21 protein-coding genes are annotated in these 22,281 nt (G+C 71.3%); 14 read left to right on the forward strand and 7 right to left on the reverse strand.

Annotated features, from left to right (window positions below; translation table 11 throughout):
• Positions 1-6: 6 nt before the first annotated feature.
• Positions 7-1,095, reverse strand: a complete 1,089-nt coding sequence (locus ACZ5J1_RS03555; protein WP_464562573.1) for a trans-sulfuration enzyme family protein — start codon at positions 1,093-1,095, stop codon at positions 7-9.
• Positions 1,096-1,192: 97 nt separating this feature from the next.
• Between ACZ5J1_RS03555 and ACZ5J1_RS03560 the strand changes: the two genes are divergently transcribed.
• Together ACZ5J1_RS03560 and ACZ5J1_RS03565 are read left to right on the forward strand one after the other, a co-directional pair.
• Complete coding sequence (locus ACZ5J1_RS03560) at positions 1,193-2,572, forward strand: UDP-N-acetylmuramoyl-tripeptide--D-alanyl-D-alanine ligase (protein ID WP_464562575.1); 1,380 nt, start codon at positions 1,193-1,195, stop codon at positions 2,570-2,572.
• 9 nt (positions 2,573-2,581) lie between these two features.
• The gene (locus tag ACZ5J1_RS03565; RefSeq protein ID WP_464562577.1) at positions 2,582-3,664 is read left to right on the forward strand and encodes a D-alanine--D-alanine ligase family protein; all 1,083 of its coding nucleotides are present in this window, start codon (positions 2,582-2,584) and stop codon (positions 3,662-3,664) included.
• An 11-nt stretch (positions 3,665-3,675) separates the two neighbouring features.
• Here the strand turns inward: ACZ5J1_RS03565 and ACZ5J1_RS03570 are convergent, their stop codons facing one another.
• Both ACZ5J1_RS03570 and ACZ5J1_RS03575 read right to left on the reverse strand, forming a co-directional pair.
• A complete protein-coding gene (locus ACZ5J1_RS03570) occupies positions 3,676-4,626 on the reverse strand; it encodes a D-alanine--D-alanine ligase family protein (protein ID WP_464562579.1) in 951 nt (316 codons plus the stop codon).
• Between the two features lie 31 nt (positions 4,627-4,657).
• Positions 4,658-4,894, reverse strand: coding sequence for an Lrp/AsnC ligand binding domain-containing protein (locus ACZ5J1_RS03575; protein WP_464562581.1), 237 nt, complete (start codon positions 4,892-4,894; stop codon positions 4,658-4,660).
• 83 nt (positions 4,895-4,977) lie between these two features.
• On the opposite strand from ACZ5J1_RS03575, the gene ACZ5J1_RS03580 reads away from it, so the two are divergent.
• On the forward strand, positions 4,978-5,943 hold the full coding sequence (locus tag ACZ5J1_RS03580) for a thiamine-phosphate kinase (protein WP_464562583.1): 966 nt from the start codon (positions 4,978-4,980) through the stop codon (positions 5,941-5,943).
• 59 nt (positions 5,944-6,002) lie between these two features.
• Here the strand turns inward: ACZ5J1_RS03580 and rpmB are convergent, their stop codons facing one another.
• The gene (gene rpmB / locus ACZ5J1_RS03585; RefSeq protein ID WP_464562585.1) at positions 6,003-6,188 is read right to left on the reverse strand and encodes a 50S ribosomal protein L28; all 186 of its coding nucleotides are present in this window, start codon (positions 6,186-6,188) and stop codon (positions 6,003-6,005) included.
• 168 nt (positions 6,189-6,356) lie between these two features.
• On the opposite strand from rpmB, the gene ACZ5J1_RS03590 reads away from it, so the two are divergent.
• From ACZ5J1_RS03590 to coaD, 4 genes are all read left to right on the forward strand, one after another.
• Positions 6,357-8,066, forward strand: a complete 1,710-nt coding sequence (locus ACZ5J1_RS03590; protein ID WP_464562586.1) for a DAK2 domain-containing protein — start codon at positions 6,357-6,359, stop codon at positions 8,064-8,066.
• Positions 8,063-10,303, forward strand: a complete 2,241-nt coding sequence (locus tag ACZ5J1_RS03595; RefSeq protein ID WP_464562588.1) for an ATP-dependent DNA helicase RecG — start codon at positions 8,063-8,065, stop codon at positions 10,301-10,303. The genes ACZ5J1_RS03590 and ACZ5J1_RS03595 overlap by 4 nt, the downstream gene beginning before the upstream one ends.
• Before the next feature lie 102 nt (positions 10,304-10,405).
• A complete protein-coding gene (gene rsmD / locus ACZ5J1_RS03600; RefSeq protein WP_464562590.1) occupies positions 10,406-10,978 on the forward strand; it encodes a 16S rRNA (guanine(966)-N(2))-methyltransferase RsmD in 573 nt (190 codons plus the stop codon).
• Positions 10,979-10,998: 20 nt separating this feature from the next.
• Positions 10,999-11,475, forward strand: a complete 477-nt coding sequence (coaD, locus tag ACZ5J1_RS03605) for a pantetheine-phosphate adenylyltransferase (RefSeq protein WP_464562592.1) — start codon at positions 10,999-11,001, stop codon at positions 11,473-11,475.
• Positions 11,476-11,487: 12 nt separating this feature from the next.
• On the opposite strand, the gene ACZ5J1_RS03610 is transcribed toward coaD, so the two are convergent.
• Complete coding sequence (locus ACZ5J1_RS03610; protein ID WP_464562594.1) at positions 11,488-12,453, reverse strand: GDP-mannose 4,6-dehydratase; 966 nt, start codon at positions 12,451-12,453, stop codon at positions 11,488-11,490.
• 4 nt (positions 12,454-12,457) lie between these two features.
• Positions 12,458-13,441: a GDP-mannose 4,6-dehydratase gene (gene gmd / locus ACZ5J1_RS03615; protein ID WP_464562596.1), complete on the reverse strand. Its 984-nt coding sequence runs from the start codon at positions 13,439-13,441 to the stop codon at positions 12,458-12,460.
• Between the two features lie 74 nt (positions 13,442-13,515).
• On the opposite strand from gmd, the gene ACZ5J1_RS03620 reads away from it, so the two are divergent.
• From ACZ5J1_RS03620 to ACZ5J1_RS03640, 5 genes are all read left to right on the forward strand, one after another.
• Positions 13,516-14,085, forward strand: a complete 570-nt coding sequence (locus ACZ5J1_RS03620; RefSeq protein WP_464562598.1) for a YceD family protein — start codon at positions 13,516-13,518, stop codon at positions 14,083-14,085.
• 107 nt (positions 14,086-14,192) lie between these two features.
• Positions 14,193-14,378, forward strand: coding sequence for a 50S ribosomal protein L32 (gene rpmF / locus ACZ5J1_RS03625; RefSeq protein WP_464562599.1), 186 nt, complete (start codon positions 14,193-14,195; stop codon positions 14,376-14,378).
• Between the two features lie 19 nt (positions 14,379-14,397).
• Positions 14,398-15,099 carry a ribonuclease III gene (rnc, locus tag ACZ5J1_RS03630; protein ID WP_464562600.1) on the forward strand — a complete coding sequence of 234 codons (702 nt, stop codon included), beginning with the start codon at positions 14,398-14,400 and terminating at the stop codon, positions 15,097-15,099.
• Between the two features lie 12 nt (positions 15,100-15,111).
• Positions 15,112-15,984: a bifunctional DNA-formamidopyrimidine glycosylase/DNA-(apurinic or apyrimidinic site) lyase gene (mutM, locus tag ACZ5J1_RS03635; protein WP_464562602.1), complete on the forward strand. Its 873-nt coding sequence runs from the start codon at positions 15,112-15,114 to the stop codon at positions 15,982-15,984.
• Between the two features lie 61 nt (positions 15,985-16,045).
• Positions 16,046-16,243, forward strand: a complete 198-nt coding sequence (locus ACZ5J1_RS03640) for a hypothetical protein (RefSeq protein WP_464562604.1) — start codon at positions 16,046-16,048, stop codon at positions 16,241-16,243.
• A 121-nt stretch (positions 16,244-16,364) separates the two neighbouring features.
• Here ACZ5J1_RS03640 and ACZ5J1_RS03645 read toward each other — a convergent pair whose 3' ends face one another.
• The gene (locus tag ACZ5J1_RS03645; protein WP_464562605.1) at positions 16,365-17,807 is read right to left on the reverse strand and encodes an MFS transporter; all 1,443 of its coding nucleotides are present in this window, start codon (positions 17,805-17,807) and stop codon (positions 16,365-16,367) included.
• Between the two features lie 96 nt (positions 17,808-17,903).
• On the opposite strand from ACZ5J1_RS03645, the gene ACZ5J1_RS03650 reads away from it, so the two are divergent.
• Positions 17,904-18,605: a TetR/AcrR family transcriptional regulator gene (locus ACZ5J1_RS03650; protein WP_464562607.1), complete on the forward strand. Its 702-nt coding sequence runs from the start codon at positions 17,904-17,906 to the stop codon at positions 18,603-18,605.
• A gap of 58 nt (positions 18,606-18,663) precedes the next feature.
• Entirely contained in the window at positions 18,664-22,203 is a 3,540-nt protein-coding gene (gene smc / locus ACZ5J1_RS03655; protein ID WP_464562609.1) for a chromosome segregation protein SMC, read from the forward strand.
• Positions 22,204-22,281: the final 78 nt, after the last annotated feature.

Here is a 22,281-nt window from a genome sequence, read left to right on the forward strand (position 1 = left end):
GGCGAGTCAGGGGAGGGCGGCGAGCAGGTCCGCCCACAGGTCGTCGACGTCCTCGATCCCGACGCTGAACCGGACCAGGCCCTCGGGGACGTCCTTGGACTCCCCGGCCCAGCGGCGGCGGCGCTCGAACGTCGACTCGACCCCGCCCAGGCTGGTGCAGTGCACCCAGAGCTGCGTGCCGTGGGTCAAAGCCTCGGCAGCCTCGGCGGAGTCCAGGACCGCGGAGAACATCGCACCGAAGCCGGGGTAGCGCACCTCGCCGATCGCCGGGTGGGCGGCCAACCGCTCGGCCAGGACCGCGGCGTTGGCGGACGCGGCCTTCACCCGCAGCGGCAGCGTGCGCAGTCCGCGCAGCGCCAGCCAGGTCTCGAACGGACCAGGGATCGCCCCGATCAGGTCCCGGCGTCCCTTGAGCACCTGCCACAGGTCCGGGTCACGCACCACCAGGGCGCCGAGGTTCACGTCGGAGTGCCCGGCGAGGTACTTCGTCACCGAGTGCAGCACGATGTCGGCACCGAGCTCGAGGGGGCGCTGCAGGATCGGGGTGGCGAGGGTGTTGTCCACCACGACCCGGATGTCGCGCGCGTGCGCGGCCTCGATCAGCGCAGGCAGGTCCGCGATCAGCATCTCGGGGTTGGTGGGGGACTCGACCCACAGCAGCGCGACGTCCTCGTCGTCCAACGCAGCGATCACGGCGTCGGTGTCGCTGACGTCGACGGTGACCGAGCGCAGCCGACGCCGCGCCTCCAGGTCGGCCAGCTGACCCATCGTGCCGAGGTAGGACTGCCCGACCACCACGGTCGAGTCGTCGACCAGGTCGAGCAGCGTCGCCGTCGCGGCCTGGCCGCTGGAGAACGTCAACGCCTGGCCGCCCTCGAGGGCGCCCAACGCTGCCTCGAACGCGACCCAGGTGTCGTTGGTGTAGCGCCCGTACTCCTTGTCGCCCCCGCCGACGTAGGTCGAGGCCATCGTGATCGGCACGTTCAGCGGCTGATCGGGGACGTGCGGCGGTCGGCCCGCCTGCACGGCGACGGTCTCCGCCCGTAGTTCACTCAGGAATCCGGTGGGTCGTCCGGACGGCTCCGCGGAAGTCATGGCACCAGTGTGCCCAAGCCGGTGTCGAAGGGTCGGGTGGGGCCGCGCGCCAGTAGGGTTGTGGAGCGGTTCGAGGCACCCCAGCAGGAGGAGAACCATGATCGAGTTGCGGCTCGCGGAGATCGCCGCGATCGTCGAGGGAACCCTCTCCGACCCCGGTTCCGCCGACCTCCTCGTGACGGCGCCGGCCGTGATCGACTCCCGCGCGGCCGAGCCCGGCGGACTCTTCGTGGCCTTCGCCGGAGAGCACGTCGACGGCCACGAGTACGCCGCCTCGGCCGGTGAGGCCGGCGCGGTCGCTGCGATCGGGACCCGGGCCACCGTGCTGCCCACCGTGATCGTCGAGGACCCGCAGCGCGCTCTGCAGCGACTGGCCGGCGCGGTGCTCAGCTGGCTGCGGGCCGAGACGGAGATCGCCGTCTTCGGGCTGACCGGCTCCCAGGGCAAGACCAGCACCAAGGACATGCTCGCCGCGATCCTCACCGTCGCCGGACCGACCGTGGCCACGATCGGTTCGTACAACAACGAGCTCGGCGTGCCGCTGACCGTCCTGCGCGCCACCGAGGAGACCCGCTTCCTGGTCCTGGAGATGGGCGCGCGCGGCATCGGTCACCTCGCCGAGCTGACCGCGATCGCGCCGCTGGACGTCGCCGTGGTGCTCAACGTCGGCACCGCCCACCTGGGGGAGTTCGGCTCGCAGGAGGCGATCGCGCAGGCCAAGGGTGAGCTGGTCGAGGGCTTGAGCGCCTACGGCACCGCCGTGCTCAACGCCGACGACCCGCACGTCGCCGCGATGGCCTCGCGACTGCCCGACGACGCCACCGGCTTCATCACGTTCGGGACGGCGGTCGGAGTCGACGTACGGCTGGAGGGACTCGAGCTGGACCGGCTCGGTCGACCCCGGTTCGACCTCGTCACGTCGACGGGCACGGCCACGGTCGCGCTGCCGCTGGTCGGCGCCCACCAGGCCCTCAACGCGGCCGCGGCGACCGCGGCCGCCGAGATCGTCGACGTCACCCCGGACGAGGCCGCCGCCGCGCTCGCCGGCGCCCGGCTCTCGAAGTGGCGGATGGAGCTGACCGAGCTGGACAGCGGGCTGACCATGCTCAACGACTCCTACAACGCCAACCCCGAGTCGATGCGGGCCGCGCTCGACGCGCTCGCCGCGATCGCACCGGGTGAGGGCGGCCGCCGGGTCGCCGTCCTGGGGGAGATGCGCGAGCTGGGGGAGGGAAGCGCCGCCGCCCACTTCGAGATGGGCGTGCACGCCGCGGCCCGAGGGATCGACCAGGTCCTCGTGGTCGGGATCGCCGCCGCCCAGATCGAGATGGGTGCTCGCACCATCGAGACCGCCTTCGTCGAGGACAACGCCGCGGCGATCGCGTGGCTGCGTGAGCACCTCGCTCCGTGTGACGTGGTTCTCCTCAAGGCCTCCCGCGGGGCGCGCCTCGATGAGGTCGCCGACGCGCTGTCATAGGTTGGTCCGGTGCCAGACGCAGCAAGCCGCAAGACCCGTGTCGCCCTCGTCTTCGGAGGTCGATCGGGCGAGCACCCGGTCTCGGTGGTGACCGCGGCCGGCATCCTCGGCGCGATCGATCGCGACAAGTACGACGTCGTCCCGATCGGGATCGCCGCGAGCGGCCAGTGGATGCTCGCCGGCGACGTGCTCGACCGGCCGCAGCTCGGCGGTGGGGGCCACCTGCCCGCGGTCACTGCCGGCAACCACGAGGTCGTCCTGGCCGAGCAGGTGCTCGCCGACGTCGACGTCGTCTTCCCGGTCCTGCACGGTCCCTACGGTGAGGACGGGACCGTCCAGGGACTCTTCGAGCTCGCCGACATCCCGTACGTCGGGGCCGGCGTGCTGGCTTCGGCAGTCGGGATGGACAAGGAGTTCATGAAGCTCGTCTTCGCCGGTCGCGGACTGCCCGTCGGTCCCTTCCAGGTGGTGCGCCCGCGCGCGTGGGAGACCAGCCCGGCCGACGTGCTCGCGACCGCGAGGTCGTTGGAGCTGCCGCTCTTCGTGAAGCCCGCCCGGGCCGGCTCCTCGCTCGGCGTGACCCGGGTGGACTCCTTCGACGACCTCGGCGACGCGATCGAGGAGGCCCGCCGGCACGACCCGAAGGTGCTGATCGAGCAGGGTCTGGCCGGACGCGAGATCGAGTGCGCCGTCCTCGGCGGCCGACACGGTACGACGCCGCGCGCCTCGGTCCCCGGCGAGATCGTGGTCGACGCCGCCGAGGGCGCTGACTTCTACGACTTCGAGGCCAAGTACGTCTCCTCCACCCAGGCCCGCACCGAGGCCCCCGCGGACCTGCCCGCCGACGTGGCCGCGCGGGTCCAGGAGGTCGCGATCGCGGCGTTCGAGGCGATCGGCGCCGAAGGGCTCTCCCGGGTCGACGTCTTCGTCACCGAGGCCGGCGAGATCACGATCAACGAGATCAACACGATGCCGGGCTTCACCCCGATCTCGATGTACCCGACGATGTGGCAGGCCTCAGGGCTGCCCTACGCCGACCTGATCGACGAGCTCATCCAGCTCGCGCTGGAGCGCCCCCGCGGCCTGCGCTGAAACCCCGTGACCTAGCGGGCGAGCGCTCGCTTCAGCAGGTCGACCGACATCTCGCCGAGCGAGGTGCCGGACTCGGTGCACGCGAACGGCATCACCGAGGTCTCGGTCGCGCCGGGGGTGATCGCCGCCTCGAGCACGACGAACGAGCCGTCGGCGTCGACGATCAGGTCGGTGCGGGAGATGTCGCGCAGACCGAGCAGCTCGTGCACGGCGACCGCCGCATCCCCGATCGCGGTGATCGCCTCGGTCGGGAGGTCCAGCTGGCGCAGGCCGACGTACTCGGCGGTGTAGCGCGCGCTGAAGTCGAACTCGTGGCCCTTGACGAAGTCGATCTCGATCGGGACCAGCGGCTCGAGGCCGTTCGCGGTCTCGCGGACGACGACCGAGACGTTGGCGCCGGGGTAGAACCGCTCGATCAGTGCCTCGTCGTAGTACGCGTAGGTGCCGACCAGGGCCGAGGGCAGCTCCGAGAGCCCGTCGACGCCGGTGACGCCGAGTGCCGAGCCTCCGCGGGTGGGCTTGACCACGACCCGGTGGCCGAGCCGGTCCATCACGTGCTCCATCAGCGCGACCGCACCGATGTCCCGGAAGGTCTGGGCCGACAGGCCGACCGAGTCCGGGACCGGGATGCCGGCGCGACGCAGCAGCTCGCGCGAGGTGCCCTTGTCGTAGGCGACCCGGCAGGCGCGGGAGTCGGTGCCGACGAACGGCAGCCCGATCAGCTCCAGCAGCGTCTGGATCTCGCCGTCCTCGCCGAACTGCCCGTGCAGGATCGGGATGGCCGCGACGACCTTGTCCCGCTCCAGCTGGTGGAGCAGGTTGCGGTCGAAGTCGTAGGAGAGCACGTCGACCCCGAGGGCCCGCAGCTCGCGGACGAGGTTGCGGCCGCTGGCCAGGGACACGTCGCGCTCGTGGCTCAGGCCGCCGGCGATGACGGCGATCGGGCCGGAGAAGTCAGTCATGGGTTGCCTCAGAGACGGGTTGGGTGGTGCCTCAGATGTGGACGACGGGACAGGTCAGCGTCCGCGTGATCCCCTCGATGCTCTGCACCTTCGCGACGACCATCTTGCCCAGGTCGTCGATGTTGCGGGCCTCGGCCCGGACGATCACGTCGTAGGGACCGGTCACGCCTTCGGCCAGCGTGACTCCGGTCATCGCCGCCGCGGCGGTGGCGACCGACTCGGCCTTGCCGACGTCGGTCTGGATCAGGATGTAGGCCTGCACGACCATGGGTGCTCCTAGCGAGGTGGTGAGAGACCCCCTGAACGAGGGGATGCGCCCAGCAACCTATCGCACCGTGATGGGATGGGGTCGTGCCCGCTGCCTCCGCCGATCTCACGCTCGCCGACATCGGCGAGTTCGCCGTCATCGCCGACATCGTCCGTCACTTCCCGGCCGGCGAGCACGTCCTCGTCGGACCGGGCGACGACGCGGCGCTGCTCCGGATCCGCAACGGGCACGTGGTCGTGTCCACCGATCTGCTCGTCGAGGGGCGCCACTTCCGCCGCGACTGGGCCTCGGCCAAGGACATCGGGCACCGGGCGGCGGCGCAGAACCTCTCCGACATCAATGCGATGGGCGGGACGGCGCACTCGCTGACCATCGGTATCGCCGCACCCGGCGACCTGCCGGTGCAGTGGGTGACCGACTTCGCTGCCGGGTTCGCCGAGGAGTGCGGACTGGTCGGGGCCAGCGTCGTCGGGGGAGACCTCACCCGGGGCGACGCGATCGTGATCGCCGTGACCGTGCTGGGCTCGGTGGCCCAGGCACCCGTGCTCCGTTCCGGCGCCCAGCCGGGCGACGTGCTTGCGCTCGCCGGGCGTCAGGGCTGGGCCGCCGCCGGGCTGGCGGTGCTGGGCCGTGGCTTCCGGTCCCCGCGAGCGGTCGTGGCCGCGTTCCAGCGGCCCGAGCCGCCGTACGGCGCCGGGGCGGTGGCCGCCGAGGCGGGAGCGACGTCGATGATCGACATCTCCGACGGCCTGCTCTCCGAGGCCGGTCACCTGGCGAGGGCGTCCCAGGTCTCGATCGACGTGACCACGTCAGCGCTCGAGGTGCCGGACGCGTTCCAGGCCGTGGGGATGGCGCTCAACGTGGACCCGCTGACCTTCACCCTGACCGGTGGGGAGGACCACGGCCTGCTGGCCACCTTCCCGTCCTGGACCCCGCTGCCCGAAGGCTGGACCGTGATCGGCACCGTCTCCGAGCGCGGCACCGACGGCCCGGCGGTCACCGTCGACGGCACCCCGTGGGACGGCGCGACGGGGTGGACCCACTTCTGAGTGCAAATGCGAACAGCGCCGCCCGAGGGCGGCGCTGCTCGTGAATGTCTGTGCAGGGGTCAGCGAGAGACCTTGCCGGCCTTGAGGCAGCCGGTGCAGACGTTGAGGCGCTTCGGCGTACCGTTGATCACAGCGCGGACGCGCTGGATGTTCGGGTCGAAACGACGCTTGGTGATCTTGCGGGACCACGGCCGGTTGTTGCCGAAGCCCGGCTTCTTGGCGCAGATGTCGCAGACGGCAGCCACCGTGAACTCCTGGGGTTGATCTTCGTTGGTCTGAGTGTGTCGGCCTTCGCCGGACAACCGAAAGAGCGTAACCCAGGTCGGACCGGGGGAGGAAATCCGCACGAGGCAGTACCTTCGCCTAGGCAGTTGTCATGTCAGATCGTACGGATCCGGGGGAGGTATTCACAGATGACGGATGTCGACGCAGGTGCCGGGCTCAGCCTGGAGATCCTCAGCCTCTTCGCCGACGTCGCCGTGGCCGCCCTGACCGCGACCCGCGAGGAGATCGACAGTCTCAACGTCTTCCCGATCCCGGACGGGGACACGGGCACCAACATGCTGCTGACGATGTCGGCCGCGCGCGACTCGCTGCGTGAGGCGATCGCGGCCGAGGAGGACGACGCCGACGTCTTCACCGCGTTCTGCCGCGGAGCCCTGCTCGGAGCTCGGGGCAACTCGGGCGTGATCCTGGCCGAGATCATCGGCGCCGTCGTCTCCCGCCTCGCCGACCCGCCCGCCGCGATGGACGAGGCGAAGGTGCTCGCGCTCTCGTTCACCGAGGCCGCCGACGCCGCCTACGCCGCGGTCGGCAACCCGGTCGAGGGCACCATCCTGACCGTGTGCCGGGCTGCGGCCGAGGCAGCCACCGTCTCCGCCGCGAGTACGGCGGCGGGGGAGCCGACCACCACCGACGTGGCCACCGCGGCGGCCGGTGCCGCCGCGATCGCCCTGGCCGCCACCCCCGACCAGCTGCCGCGGCTGCGTGACGCCGGAGTCGTCGACGCGGGCGGGCGCGGCCTCACCGTGCTGCTGGAGGCGATCGAGGAGGCCCTCACCGGGACGGTGCGCAGCCGCAGCGCCGACCCGAACAAGTCGGGTCGCGGCGCCAAGCAGGCCACCAAGGCGGAGTCGCGGGCCGCGCGACGGCGGAAGCGTCCCGTGGCGGCGGCCGAGGGTGATCTCACTCCGGACGGCCCCGCCTACGAGGTGATGTTCCTCCTCGATGCCGTCGACGACGCCGTCCCCGTGCTGCGCGAGACCCTCGGGGAGCTCGGCGACTCCCTGGTCGTGACCGGGCGCGACGGGCTCTTCCACATCCACGTCCACTCCGACGACGTCGGTGCGGTGATCGAGGCCGGCATCGCCGCCGGCACCCCGCACCGGATCCGGGTGACCCACTTCGCCCAGCAGACCGCCCAGCAGTCGGCGGCGCCCGGGCGTCGTGCTCGCACCGGACGGGCCGTCGTCGCGATCGCCGCGGGCAAGGGGCTGGAGCGGATCTTCGCCGACGCCGGCGCCCAGGTGGTCCGCACCGGACCGGGCAAGCGCCCCTCGGTCGGGCAGGTGCTCAAGGCGATCGAACGCGCCGGAGCCGCCGAGGTCGTGGTGCTGCCCAACGACCCGGACACGCTGCGGGTCTCCCAGGTCGCCGCCGTGGCGGCCCGCAACGAGCACGGCATCCGGGTCGAGGTCGTCCCCAGTCACGCACAGGTCCAGGGCCTCGCGGCGCTCGCGGTGCACGACGGCTCCCGCGCCTTCGACCGGGACGTGGTCGAGATGACGGCCGCCGGCAGCCACACCCGCCAGGGCGCGGTGACGGTGGCGGTCAAGCGGGCGATCACCACGGCCGGGACCTGTGAGACCGGCGACGTCCTCGGCGTCGTCGACGGTGACTTCGTCGACATCGGCGAGGACCTCGCCGAGGTCGCCATCCGGGTCCTCAACCGGCTCCTCGGCGCCGGTGGTGAGCTGGTCACGCTGGTCGTCGGCGAGGAGCGGGCCGCCGAGTCGGTCGCCGCTGCCGCCCAGGCGTGGATCGAGGAGAACCACCCGACGATCGAGGTCCTCGTCCTTCAGGGGGGCCAGGCCCGCTACCCGTTGCTGGTGGGCGTCGAGTGATCTCCTTCGACTCACCGATCGCGGCAGTGCTGGGTGGCAACACCAGAGGGACCAAGTTCGCCGAGGTCAAGAAGCTGCGGACCGTGGGGGACCTGCTCGACCTGTTCCCGCGGCGCTACCTCCCGACCGGGTCGCTGACCCGGCTCGACGAGCTGCGGGAGGGCGACCTGATCACCGCCGTCGGCGAGATCGTCAAGGTCGACGTGCACAGCTACACCGACCGGCGCACCAGCCGTCCGGCGTACCGCGTCGAGGCGCAGCTGCGCACCGAGGGCGCCCGGCTGTCGATGACGTTCTTCGCCAAGCGCAAGCACATCGCCGAGTGGCAGGCCCGCCGGCTCAGCGAAGGCGCGCGGGGGATCTTCCTCGGCAAGGTCGGCTTCTTCCGCGACCGCCCCCAGCTGACCGCGCCGCAGATCATGCTCTTCACCGGCGCCGACGGCGGTCCGGGCGGCGACGCGGGTAGCGATGCCGAGGCCGGCCTCGCCGCGATCGGGGAGATGCCGCTCTTCCCGCTCTACCCGCTCACCGCCGGGGTCGACGCGATCGACGTGCTCCGCCTGGTCGGGTTCACCCTCGACTCCGTCACCATCCCGGACGACCCGCTCCCCGTCGACCTCCGCGAGGCGTACGACGTCATCGACCGCGCCAGCGCCTACGAGTGGATCCACCGGCCGGACACGATGGACCAGGTCAACGCCGCGCAACGACGCTTCCGGTTCGAGGAGGCCCTGCTGCTCCAGCTGGTGCTGCTGCGCCGGCGGGCGAAGGTCCGTGCGACGGCCGCGACCGCCCGCACCGGAGGCGGCGACCTGCTCGAACGCTTCGACGCGACGCTGCCGTTCACGTTGACCGACGGGCAGCGCCAGACCGGCGCCGAGATCGAGGCCGACCTGGCGCAGCACCACCCGATGAACCGGCTGCTCCAGGGCGAGGTCGGCTCCGGCAAGACCCTGGTCGCCCTGCGCGCGATGCTGCGGGTGGTCGACTCCGGCGGTCAGGCGGTGCTGCTGGCCCCGACCGAGGTGCTCGCCCAACAGCACTTCCGGTCGATCTCGGCGATGCTCGGCGACCTGGCCGGCGGCGGACTCTTCGGTGCCGGGGCCTCGGTCGAGCTCCTCACCGGCTCGATGACGAAGTCGCAGCGAACCCCGGTGCTGAGCCGGATCCAGACGGGTGAGGCCGGGATCGTGATCGGGACCCACGCGCTGCTGCAGGACACCGTCGGCTTCTTCGACCTCGGACTCGTCGTCGTCGACGAGCAGCACCGCTTCGGGGTCGAGCAGCGCTCCGGCCTGTCCGACCAGGCGATCGAGGTGCCGCACACGTTGGTGATGACGGCGACCCCCATCCCGCGCACCGTCGCGATGACCGTCTTCGGCGACCTCGAGGTCTCCACCCTCGGCGAGCTGCCCGCCGGTCGCGCCCCCATCCAGACCAACGTGGTGCCGCTGCTCGAGCAGCCGCAGTGGGAGGCCCGGATCTGGGAGCGGGTGCGTGAGGAGGTCGGCAAGGGGCATCAGGCCTACGTCGTGGCCCCGCGGATCAACGCGAACACGCCCGAGCAGATGTGGATGGAGGCCGTCGCCATCGACGAGGACGGCAATCCCGTCCTGGCGACCCGCCCGCTCGAGGCGGTCGAGGAGGTCGCCGCCCGGCTCACCGACGGACCGCTCGCCGGCCTGCGGATCGCGATGCTGCACGGTCGGCTGCCGGCCGAGGAGAAGGACCGCACCATGCGGGCCTTCGCCGCCGGCGAGATCGACGTGCTGGTCTCCACCACCGTGATCGAGGTCGGCGTCGACGTCGGCAACGCGACCACGATGGTGATCCTCGACGCCGACCGGTTCGGGGTCTCCCAGCTGCACCAGCTGCGCGGACGGGTGGGCCGTGGCGGGCATCCCGGCCTGTGCCTGCTGGTCAGCCACGCGGACTTCGACTCACCGGCGCGGGAGCGGCTCGCCGCGGTGGCCGGCACCACCGACGGGTTCGAGCTGTCCCGGGTCGACCTGGAGCAGCGTCGCGAGGGCGACGTGCTCGGCGCCCGGCAGTCGGGCGGACGCAGCAGCCTGCGCAACCTGCGGGTGCTGCGCGACGAGGAGACCATCCAGGAGGCGCGCGCTGCGGCTGCGACGCTGCTGGACGCCGACCCTGACCTCGGGCAGGTCCCCGAGCTGGCCCGCGACGTCGCCGAGATCGAGCGCTCGGTCGCCGCTGACTACCTGGAGCGCTCGTGACCATGGGGGTGGGATCGTGACAACTATTGGACGGTGCCACTCGCGCACCCCCATCCGGGCCTCGCTCGCATGCGCTCGCTCGTGTCCTCCGGGGGTGGCTTCGTGACACGCATCATCGGAGGCACCGCAGGAGGACGGCGGATCGAGACCCCGAACGGGTCCGCGACCCGACCGACCAGCGACCGGGTCCGGGAGGCGCTGTTCTCCGCGATCGAGTCCTGGTGCGGCTCGCTGTCCGGGCTGCGCTTCCTCGACCTGTACGCCGGCTCCGGCGCGGTCGGGTTGGAGGCATGGTCGCGCGGCGCCGGCGTGGTGACCCTGGTCGAGTCGGACCGGCGCACCGCTGCGCTGATCTCGACCAACGCCCGCACCCTTGGGTTCGGGGCCGCCAACGTGCTCGGCACCACCGTCGCATCGGCGTTGCAGACCGCTCCGACGGCGCCGTACGACGTGATCTTCTCCGACCCGCCCTATCCGCTGACCGAGGAGGAGCTGGCCCGTGACCTGGCGCTGCTGCTCGAGCGGGGATGGTGGGCGCCCGACGGGCTGGTGATCGTGGAACGGTCCTCGCGCAGCCCCGAGCCGACCTGGCCGGTCGGCACCGAGCTGCAGCGCAAGCGCAAGTACGGCGAGACCACGCTGTGGTCGGCGACGCACGTCGACGACGCGGACTGAGTGACGGCTAGCCTTCTGCCATGACACGGCGTGCCGTCTGCCCCGGCTCCTTCGATCCCGTCACCAACGGCCACCTCGACATCATCGGCCGTGCCGCCGGGATCTTCGACGAGGTGATCGTGGCCACCGGGACGAACGTGTCCAAGTCGCGGATGTTCGACCCGGCCGAGCGGCTGGCGATGCTGCGGGAGGCGGTCGAGCCGTGGCCGAACGTCACCGTGGCCGGTTTCGAGGGTCTGATCGTGGACTTCTGCCGCGACATCGGCGCCGTCGCGATCGTCAAGGGCCTGCGCGGTGCGACCGACTACGAGTACGAGCTGCCGATGGCGCAGATGAACTCCCACCTCACCGGCGTCGAGACCGTCTTCCTGCCCGGCGCGGTCGGCAACGCGTTCGTCTCGTCGTCGCTGATCAAGGAGGTCGCCGCGTTCGGCGGTGACATCTCGGCCTTCGTGCCCGCCTTCGTCGTCGACCGGATCAAGGCCAAGCTCGCCTGAGCCGGAGGCGGGTCAGAGATCGGTGGCGACCATCGCCGCCACGATCTCCTCGAACGTCATCGTCGGCTCCCAGCCCAGCTCGCGGTGGGCCTTCGAGGCGTCCCCGACCTGCGTCGCCGGGTCGACCGGCCGGACGAACGCCGGGTCCACGCGCACGTAGCGGTCGACGTCGCTCAGCCCCGCCGCGTCCAGCGCGGCCTCGACGAACTGGCGCACGGTGTGGGTCCGTCCGGTGGCGATGATGAAGTCGTCGGCCCGGGGGCTCCGGTTGGCCAGCACCATCGCGGCGACGTAGTCCGGGGCCCAGCCCCAGTCCCGCTCGGCGTCGAGGTTCCCCAACGCCAGCTCGTCGGTCTCGCCGCGTGCGATCGCCGCGACGCCGGCGGTGATCTTGCGGGTGACGAAGGCGGTCGGCCGTCGGGGCGACTCGTGGTTGTAGAGGATGCAGCTCGACACCCCGAGGTCCCGGTGCCGGTAGACGGAGGCGAGCTGGTGGGCGAACGCCTTCGCCGCCCCGTACGGCGACACCGGCTGCACCGGCGTCGACTCGGTCTGGGGGACCTGGGCGGGGGAGCCGAAGATCTCGGCGCTCGAGGCCTGCACGACCCGCACCGCGGTGCCGGAGGCCTCCTGCAGCCGCCAGGCGGCCTCGAAGACGGCCAGCGCCCCGACGCCGGTGAGCTCGGCGGTCAGCAGCGGCTGCTGCCAGGAGAAGGCCACCGAGCTGACCCCGGCCAGGTTGTAGATCTCGGCGGGTGCGACGTCGGCGATGAGCGAGCTCAGGTGCGCCGCATCGGCCAGGTCGCCGTCGTGCCAGGTGACCGCCTCGGCCCACGTCTGGCCCTCGAGGGAGGGGCTGGAGGACGGGTGGTGCAGCGCGTGCACCTCGACACCGTCGGCGAGCAGCTGCTCGCAGAGGTAGGAGCCGTCCTGACCGGAGGCGCCGGTGACGAACGCGCGGATCGGGGTGGGGCTCACCGGCTCACCGGCCCGAGAGGCGCTGCTGCTCGGCGAGGTCGGAGTCGACCATCATCGCGACCAGCTCGGGGAAGGAGACCTGCGGCTTCCAGCCGAGCTTCTCGCGCGCCTTGCTCGGGTCGCCGATCAGGAGGTCGACCTCGGCCGGACGGAAGAACCGCGGGTCCTGGTGGACGAACGGCTCCCAGTCCTCGATCCCGACGTGACGGAACGCGATGTCGAGGAAGTCGCGGATCGAGTGCGTCTCCCCGGTCGCGATCACGTAGTCGTCACCCTCGGGCTGCTGCAGCATCCGCCACATCGCCTCGACGTAGTCACCGGCGAATCCCCAGTCCCGCTTCGCGTCCAGGTTGCCGAGGGCGACCCGGTCCTGCAGGCCGAGCTTGATCCGGGCCACGGCCTGGCTGATCTTGCGGGTCACGAACTCGGGTCCGCGGCGCGGCGACTCGTGGTTGAACAGGATCCCCGACGAGGCGTGCATCCCGTAGGACTCGCGGTAGTTGATCGTCATGTAGTGGCCGTAGACCTTCGAGACGCCGTACGGCGAGCGCGGCCACAGCAGCGTCCCCTCGGACTGCGGCACCTGCTGCACCTTGCCGAACATCTCCGAGCTCGACGCCTGGTAGAACCGGGTGCCGTTGTCGCCGCCGGCGAAGAGCCGGACCGCCTCCAGGATGTTGAGCACGCCCATCCCGGTGACGTCGCTGGTCACCTTCGCGTTCTCCCAGGAGTACGCCACGAAGGAGATCGCGCCGAGGTTGTAGACCTCGTCCGGAGCCGCGGCGTCGAGGGCGCGCATCAGGCTGGACTGGTCGGTCAGGTCGCCGTTGTGCAGGGTGATCCCCGGCAGGGTCTCCTCGACCAGCTGGCGTTTGGGGTTGTTCTGACCGCGAATCAGTCCGTGGACGTCGTACCCCTTGGCGAGCAGGAGCTCGGCGAGGTAGAGGCCGTCCTGGCCGGTGATTCCGGTGATCAGAGCGCTGGGCATGAGGGCACCCTCTCGTGGATGGGACTCGCCGCGTGGATAAACGTCACAAGGCATCGCGAGGCTATCGTGAACGCGTGTCTTCGTTGGACCCCCGTCTGCCGTTGGTGATCGACACTCACGAGCTGAGCCGCCGCCCCGGCAGCCAGCGCGAGATCTCGCTCTCCGCCCCTGCCCCCGCTGAGCTCGGCATCGAGATGCTGGCGGTCCCCGAGGGGTCCCTGCTCGAGCTCGACCTCCGCCTCGAGGCGGTGATGGACGGCGTCCTCGTGACCGCCGACGTCACCGGACCCCTCGTCGGCGAGTGCGTGCGCTGCCTGGACCCGATCGAGGACGAGCTCGACATCCACTTCCAGGAGCTCTTCCTCTACGACGACACCCGCGACGCGGCGTCGGTCGACCCGGACGAGGACCTCAGCATGACCGAGGGCGACCTGATCGACCTCGAGCCGGTGCTGCGGGACGCGATCGTGCTCGACCTGCCGCTGCAGCCGCTCTGCGAGCCCGACTGCGCCGGTCTGTGCACCGAGTGCGGTGCCCGGCTGGCCGACGACCCGGAGCACTCGCACGAGGCTCCGATCGACCCGCGCTGGGCGGGACTGACCGACTTGACCGGCGGCGAGACCGCCTCCGGCACTGCCGAATAACGTCTTCGGGGGTTTCCCCCCTAGACTCGTCGGGTTGCCTGTTCCGGGCGACCAACAAACTTTGCACGTGGTCGGCCTTCGGGCCGCCTTGGCTAGAGGAGAAGATCGTGGCTGTTCCGAAGCGGAAGATGTCGCGCAGCAACACGCGCCACCGTCGCTCGGCCTGGAAGGCTGTGGCGCCGACCCTGGCGACCTGCGCCAACCCGGCGTGCGGTGCCAAGCACCTGCCCCACCGCGCCTGCGGTGAGTGCGGCCAGTACGGCGCCAAGGCCGAGCGCCGCCAGGTCCTCTGAACCTGATCGACGCAGTCGGGTGACCGACTACACCGAACTCCGCTCGCAGCTCGGGGATCCAGTACTGGACCCCGAGCTGCTTGTGCTTGCGTTGACCCACCGGTCGTACGCGTACGAGAACGGCGGCCTGCCGACCAACGAGCGCCTCGAGTTCCTCGGGGACTCCGTGCTCGGTGTCGTGGTGACCGAGACGCTGTACCGCGATCTTCCCGACCTGCCCGAGGGCCGGTTGGCGAAGCTGCGCGCTGCCGTCGTCAACGCCCGCGCCCTGGCCGGCGTCGCCCGCACGATCGGGGTCGGCGACCACATCATGCTGGGCCGCGGCGAGGACGCCACCGGTGGTCGGACGAAGGACTCGATCCTCTCCGACACCGTCGAGGCGCTGATCGGAGCTGTGCACCTGTCCGGCGGCTTCGCCGTCTCCGCACCGCTCGTGCACCGCTTCTTCGACCCGCTGATCACCGCGGCCGTCGGCCTCGGTGCCGGCCTGGACTGGAAGACCTCGCTCCAGGAGCTCACCGCCGAGCGCGGACTGGGCGTCCCGCAGTACGTGGTCACCGACGAGGGTCCCGACCACATGAAGACCTTCCACGCCCGGGTCCGGATCGGGGAGGACCTCTACGGCAACGGCACCGGCGGATCCAAGAAGGTGGCCGAGCAGGCTGCCGCCGAGACCGCCTTCGGCGAGCTCGAGGCACAGACCGTGCCCGACAACGCCTGACGGTGCCCAGCCGTGCCTGAGCTGCCCGAGGTCGAGGTCGTCCGCGCTGGACTCGAGCGCCACGTCCTCGGCGCCAGGATCACGGCGGTCGAGGTGCTCCACCCGCGGCCCGTCCGTACCTGGAGCGCCGGACCTGACTCGTTCGCCAGCGAGCTGGTCGACCGGCGCCTGGTCGCCGCCCGACGCCGGGGCAAGTACCTCTGGCTCGCCCTCGACGACGTCGACAGCGGCGACGCCCTCACCGTCCACCTCGGGATGAGCGGGCAGATGCTGGTCCAGCCGCCGCAGGCCGAGGCCGAGCGGCACCTCCGGGTCCGGTTCAGCCTCGACGGTGCCGCTGAGGACCGGGAGCTGCGCTTCGTCGACCAACGCATGTTCGGTGGGCTCGGGATCAGTGCCGGCGGAGCTGTCGTCCCGCCCGAGATCGCCCACATCGCTCCCGACCCGCTCGAGGACGCCTTCGACCCCGACCGGGTGATCGCCCGGATCCGGCGCTCCAGCAGCGGGATCAAGCGACTGCTGCTCACCCAGACCGTGGTCAGTGGTGTGGGCAACATCTACGCCGACGAAGCGCTCTGGCGCGCGGGCGTCCACGGCGAACGGGCGGGCTCGAAGCTCACCCGGGCCCAGGCCGGACGGGTCCTGGACGCGGCGGCCGAGGTGATGCGGGAGGCGCTCGCCCAGGGCGGCACCTCCTTCGACGCCCTCTACGTCAACGTCAACGGCGAGTCCGGCTACTTCGACCGGGCGCTGCACGCCTACGGCCAGGAGGGTCGCCCGTGCAGCCGGTGCGGCACCCCGATCCGGCGGGTCTCCTTCATGAACCGGTCGTCGTACTTCTGCCCGGTCTGCCAGCCGGCTCCGCGCACCGCTCGGAAGGTTTGACCGGGAGTCGATCCGGTGAGACGCTTGGAGGCGGCCCACGCACTCCAACGAAGGACTTGTCATGGCTAAGGCTCTGATGGGGCACCTGCCCACCGACCTGCGGAACTCCCACCACCTCGCGTCCGACAACGCGAAGCTGCGGGCCCGCGTGTCCGACCTGAACGCCCAGGTCGACTCGCTCAAGGCGGAGAACGACCTGCTGGTCGCCCGCCTCGCGGAGCTGGTCGAGGCGTCCCTCACCGAGATGCAGCCCGCCTGAGCCTCTGGCTCGATCGGGGTCTGAGCCTTCGGCTCGACCTGCTCTCGGCTCCACCTCGCGTCAACGCGCCCGCCCACGCAGCTGTGGGGCGGGCGCTTTGCTCGCCCGCCCCCAGCATCGATCAGTGGGCGATGCCGTCCTCGCGTGCCTTCATCGGCAGCAGGAAGGCGACCAGGAAGCTCACCCCGTAGAAGCCGAACGTCACCCAGGTGACCGTCTTGGCCGACGACGCGATCCCGTCCAGCGGCAGCAGGTGGAAGAAGACCGTGCCGAGCACCGCGACCCCGAGCGCGCCGGCGAACTGCTGGACCGCGTTGAGCAGGCCCGACCCGCTGCCGACCTCGTTGTCGTTGAGGGCCGCCAGGATGATGTCGAACATCGGCGCGAAGATGAGGCCGCTGCCGAGACCGGCGAGCAGGAACGGCCCGGCCAGGTGCCACGCGCTGTCCCCGGCAGCCAGGCCGCCGACGACGAGGCCGAACCAGGCCATCCCGGCCATGGTGATCGCCAGACCCGCGTGCATCACGTGTCGGCCGAACTTCGGGCCGAGCAGGGCCCCCGAGAGCGCCGCACCGATCGCGATCCCCACCGCGTACGGCGTCTGGGCCAGCGCTGCGTCGCGCGGGCTCAGGCCGAGTCCGAGCTGGAGGAACAGGTTGAGCACCAGGGTCATCCCGACCATCGCGAGGAAGAAGCAGCCGAGGAACAGCAGCCCGGCGACGTACCCGCGGTGCTTGAACAGGCTCGGCTCGATCACGGGGTGCTTGCTGCGGCGCTCGCTCCAGGCGAAGATCGCGAACAGGACGAGGGAGCCCACGATGACGCCGTACAGCCAGGTCGGCCAGCCGAGGTCACGGCCCTGGACGAGCGAGTAGATCAGGCCGCCGCACGCCAGCGTGACGAGGATCGAGCCGAGCGGGTCGAGCTTCGCCCCGGGCACCTTGGGGATGTCGGGCAGGTAGCGCCAGGCGATGTAGGTGCCGGCGAGCCCGATCGGGACGTTGATCAGGAAGATCGAGCGCCAGCCGCTGCCGGCGATGTCGGCGTCGATCAGGAAGCCGGCGATGATCGGGCCGAGGATCGCCGACAGACCCATGATCGGGCCGAACGGGATGAACGCCTTCTGCAGCTCGTCCTCGGGGAAGGACTGCTTCACCATCGCGAAGCCCTGCGGGATCATCGCGGCACCGAAGAGGCCCTGGATCGCGCGGAACACGATCAGGAGATCACTGTTCGGCGCGAGGCCGCAGGCCAGCGAGGCGAGGGTGAACCCGATCATGCCGATCAGGAACATCGGACGCCGACCGACGATGTCGCCCAGCCGGGCCGAGGTGATCAGGCCGACCGCGAACGCGAGCGTGTAGGCGGCGACGATCCACTGCAGGGTCGACTCCGCTCCGCCGATGTCCTTGAGGATCGTGGGGCCCGCGAGCTGGGCGATGCTGCCGTCGATGAGGTCCATGACGTCGGCGATGATCACGACGGTCATCACCAGCCAGCGGTTGCGGTAGAGCGCCGCCGGGACCGACGAGGTCGGCGCGGGCGCAGGGGAGGTGGCGGACATCGGGGGCTCCTCGGGAAACGGATGACGAACAGTGTTCGTTCGGTCGATCCATGTCTATCACGAACACTGTTCGTGTCGCCAGATAGGATTGCTCGCATGGCAGCTGAACGGCCCGAGCGGTTGAGTCGCGAGCGGATCGTCGACGTCGCCCTCGCCCAGATGGAGGCCGAGGGGTATGACGCCGTCTCGATGCGGTCGATCGCCCGGGCCCTCGACACCGGGCCGGCGTCCCTGTACGCGCACGTGGCCAACAAGGACGAGCTCGACCAGCTCGTGATCGACCGGATCGCCTCGATGGTGCCGATGCCGGCGCCCGACCCCGAGAGCTGGGCCGAGCAGGCCCGGCAGATGCTGCGCGACACCCTGGCCGCCTATCGGCGCCACCCCGGCTCGGCCCGAGCAGCGATGGCCACCATCCCGACGGGGGAGGGTGGGCTCCGGTCGGCCGAGACGGTGATGGCCCTCCTCATCGGGGGCGGGATCCATCCCCAGGCCGCGGCCTGGTTCGCCGACCTCTCCGCGCTCTACGTCAGCGGGCTCGCGGCGGAGGAGTCGATCTGGCTCGAGCGCGGCCGGGTCCGCGCCGAACGGGGCGACGAGTTCACCGAGGACGCCGTCGTCGCGCACGTCCAGCAGCTCTTCCGCTCCCTGCCGGTCACCACCTACCCGACGATCGTCCGCTACGCCGACGAGCTGACCGCCGGGGAGGGGGACGATCGGTTCGAGTTCGGCCTCGACGTCCTGCTCGCGGGATTGGAAGCCGTGTCGGACAGGATGTTCTCCCGGGGAACGTCCTGAACGCGGATAGAGTCGTGCCCTGCCCAACAGCTGGGCCGTGGCTGCGAGGAGCGATTCGTTGTACCTGAAGAGCCTGACCCTCAAGGGGTTCAAGTCCTTCGCCTCTGCGACGACCCTCCAGCTCGAGCCGGGGATCACCTGCATCGTCGGTCCCAACGGGTCCGGGAAGTCGAACGTGGTCGACGCGCTCGCCTGGGTGATGGGTGAGGCCAGCGCCAAGTCGCTGCGCGGCGGCAAGATGGACGACGTCATCTTCGCGGGCACCTCCGGGCGGGCCCCGCTGGGTCGCGCCGAGGTCATCCTCACCATCGACAACGCCGACGGCGCCCTCCCCATCGAGTACGCCGAGGTCACGATCTCGCGCACGATGTTCCGCTCCGGTGGCTCCGAGTACGCGATCAACGGCCAGTCCTGCCGACTGCTCGACGTCCAGGAGCTCCTCTCCGACTCCGGCATCGGTCGCGAGATGCACGTCATCGTCGGCCAGGGCCAGCTCGACACGATCCTGCACGCCACCCCGGAGGAGCGCCGCGGCTTCATCGAGGAGGCGGCCGGGGTGCTCAAGCACCGCAAGCGCAAGGAGAAGGCGCTCCGCAAGCTCGACTCGACCGAGGGGAACCTCACCCGGCTCAACGACCTGCTCACCGAGATCCGGCGCCAGCTCAAGCCGCTCGGACGGCAGGCCGAGGTGGCCCGACAGGCCGCCACGGTCCAGGCCGACGCCCGTGACGCCCGGGCGCGCCTGCTCGCTGACGACCTCGCCACTGCTCGTGCTTCGCTCGAGCAGGAGCTCGCCGACGAGTCCGTGCTCCTGGAACGACGCGCCGCCGTGGAGTCCGGTCTGGCCGAGGCCCGCGCCGCAGAGGCGGCGATCGAGGCGGCACTCCGGGAGGACCTGCCCGCCCTGGCCCGGGCGCAGGAGACCTGGTTCGCGCTGACCGGCCTGCGGGAGCGCTTCCGCGGGACGTCCTCGCTCGCGGCCGAACGGCTTCGCAACGCCGGTTCGCTGCCCGAGGTCGAGGCTGGCCGCGACCCCGACGAGCTCGACGCCGAAGCGGTCCGGGTGCGCGCCCAGGAGGTTGAGATCGACGCCGAGGTGGACCGGCAGCGGTCGGCCTTGGAGGAGGCGATCAATGCGCGCAAGGACGCCGAGGACGCCGCCGCCGAGGAGGACCGCCGGATCACGGCGCTGGCCCGGGCAGCGGCGGATCGTCGCGAGGGTCTCGCCCGCCTGACCGGTCAGGTCAACGCGCTGAAGACCCGGGTCGGAGCCGCCGACGAGGAAGTCGGACGACTCACCCTGGCCCGCGAAGAGGCCACCGCCCGCGCCGACCGTGCCCAGCGGGACTTCACCGCCCTGGAGACCCGGGTCGCCGGACTCGACGCAGGGGAGGAGGGGCTCGACGCCGAGCACGAAGCCGCCGCCGACCTCCTCGAGGAGGTCGAGGAGAAGCTGGCCTCGCTGCGCGACCAGGCCTCCCAGGCCGATCGGGACCGCAGCGCTCTCGGCGCCCGCAAGGACGCACTCGAGCTGGGCCTGGCCCGCCGCGACGGGGCGGGCGCGTTGATCGCCGGCGTCGACGGCGTCTCCGGGCTGCTCGGTTCGGTCGCCGCCCTGCTCGCCGTCCACCCCGGCTACGAGACGGCGGTCGCGAACGCCCTCGGTGCCGCCGCCGACGCCGTTGTCGTCGCCGACCCCGATGGCGCCGTGAGCGCCATCGAGGCTCTGCGTCGTGACGACCTCGGCCGCGCCGGCATCCTCGTCGGTGGCGCGGCCTCCGACGCTCGGACCTGGCCGGCCCTGCCCGCCGACGTCCGGTACGCCGTCGAGGTGGTCGACTGCCCCGAGACCCTGCGTCCCGCTCTGGCGCGACTCCTCGACCGCGTCGCCGTGGTCGACGACCTGCCGGCGGCCCGCGCCCTGATCGCCGCCGAACCCGGTGTCACCGCCGTCACCCGTGACGGTGACGTCCTGGGCACCCACTTCGCGACCGGCGGTTCGGCCGCCGGACAGAGCCTGATCGAGATCCAGGCCGCCGTCGATGACGCCACCGCCAAGCTCGCCGAGGCGGTGGCGACCTCGGAGCGGCTCACCTTCGAGATCTCGGCGCTGGAGGCCGAGCGGCTGAGCGCCCACAAGCGCGTCGACGTCGCGCTGGCGAAGCTGCACGAGTCCGACGCGACCCTCGCCGCCGTGGCCGAGGAGCTGGCCCAGTACGGCGCGCATGCTCGGGGTGCCCGCGGTGAGGCTGAACGACTCACCGCCTCGATCGAGCAGGTCCTCACCAGTCGCGAGCAGGCGGTGACCGATCTCGCGGAGCTCGAGGCGCGTCTCTCGGCGGCCGAGTCCGCGGGGGAGGAGGAGCCGGAGCCCGTGCCGAGCGACGACTTCGCCGAGTCAGCGCGGACCGCTCGGCAGAGCGAGATGGACGCCCGCCTCGCCCTGCGCACCTCCGAGGAGCGTGCTCGCGCGCTGCACGGTCGGGCCGATGCGCTCACCCGGGCCGCCGCGGCCGAGCGGGAGGCCCGGGCGAAGGCGATCGCCCAGCGCGAACGGTTGCTGCGTGAGGGCCGCGCCGCCGAAGCGGTCAGTGCGGCCGTCGCCCAGGTGCTGACACGGCTCGAGATCGCGATCACCGCTGCCGAAGCCGCTCGGACCGAGGTCGAGCAGGCCCGGGCCGGCCGCGAGCAGCAGCTGCTCGAGGTCCGCGCCGGGGTCCGGGGACTCAGCAGCGACCTCGAGGAGCTGACCACCAGCGTCCACCGCGACGAGCTCGCCCGGTCCCAGCAGCTGATGCGGATCGAGCAGCTCGAGGAGCGCGCACTCAACGACCTCGGTCTCGACCCCGCGGGTCTCGTCGACGACTACGGCCCGCACGTCCTGGTCCCGGTCGCACCGACCGACGAGGACCCTGAACCCGAGCCGGTGCCCTTCGACCGCGAGGTTCAGACCAAGCGGCTCCGCACCGCCGAGCGGTCCCTGTCGATGCTGGGCAAGGTCAACCCGCTGGCGCTGGAGGAGTTCACCGCCATGGAGGAACGGCACCAGTTCCTCACCACCCAGCTCGAGGACCTCAAGACCACCCGCCGTGACCTCCTGGAGATCGTCAAGGAGGTCGACAACCGGGTCGAGCAGGTCTTCACCGAGGCGTACGCCGACGTGGAGCGTGCCTTCGACCACGTCTTCGCCCGACTCTTCCCCGGAGGTGAGGGCCGGCTGGTCCTGACCAGCCCCGAGGACATGCTCGCCACCGGCATCGAGATCGAGGCCCGCCCGCCGGGCAAGAAGGTCAAGCGGCTCTCGCTGCTCTCCGGCGGCGAGCGCTCGCTGGTCGCGGTGGCGTTCCTGGTCGCCCTGTTCAAGGCCCGGCCGTCGCCGTTCTACATCCTCGACGAGGTCGAAGCCGCGCTCGACGACACCAACCTCGGTCGTCTGCTCGAGATCTACGAGGAGCTGCGGGAGAACTCCCAGCTGCTCGTGATCACCCACCAGAAGCGGACGATGGAGGTCGGTGACGCCCTCTACGGCGTCACGATGCGCGGCGACGGCGTCTCCACGGTGATCAGCCAGCGACTGCGGGAGTCGGAAGCGATCTGAGGGGTCGCTCCGGTCGGCCTGCGCGCCGATGGCCGGCTGCGCCGAGCCGGCAAGTAGGGTTGGTCGGCAGTCTCAGGA

The organism is Nocardioides sp. JCM 18999, from assembly GCF_055391175.1.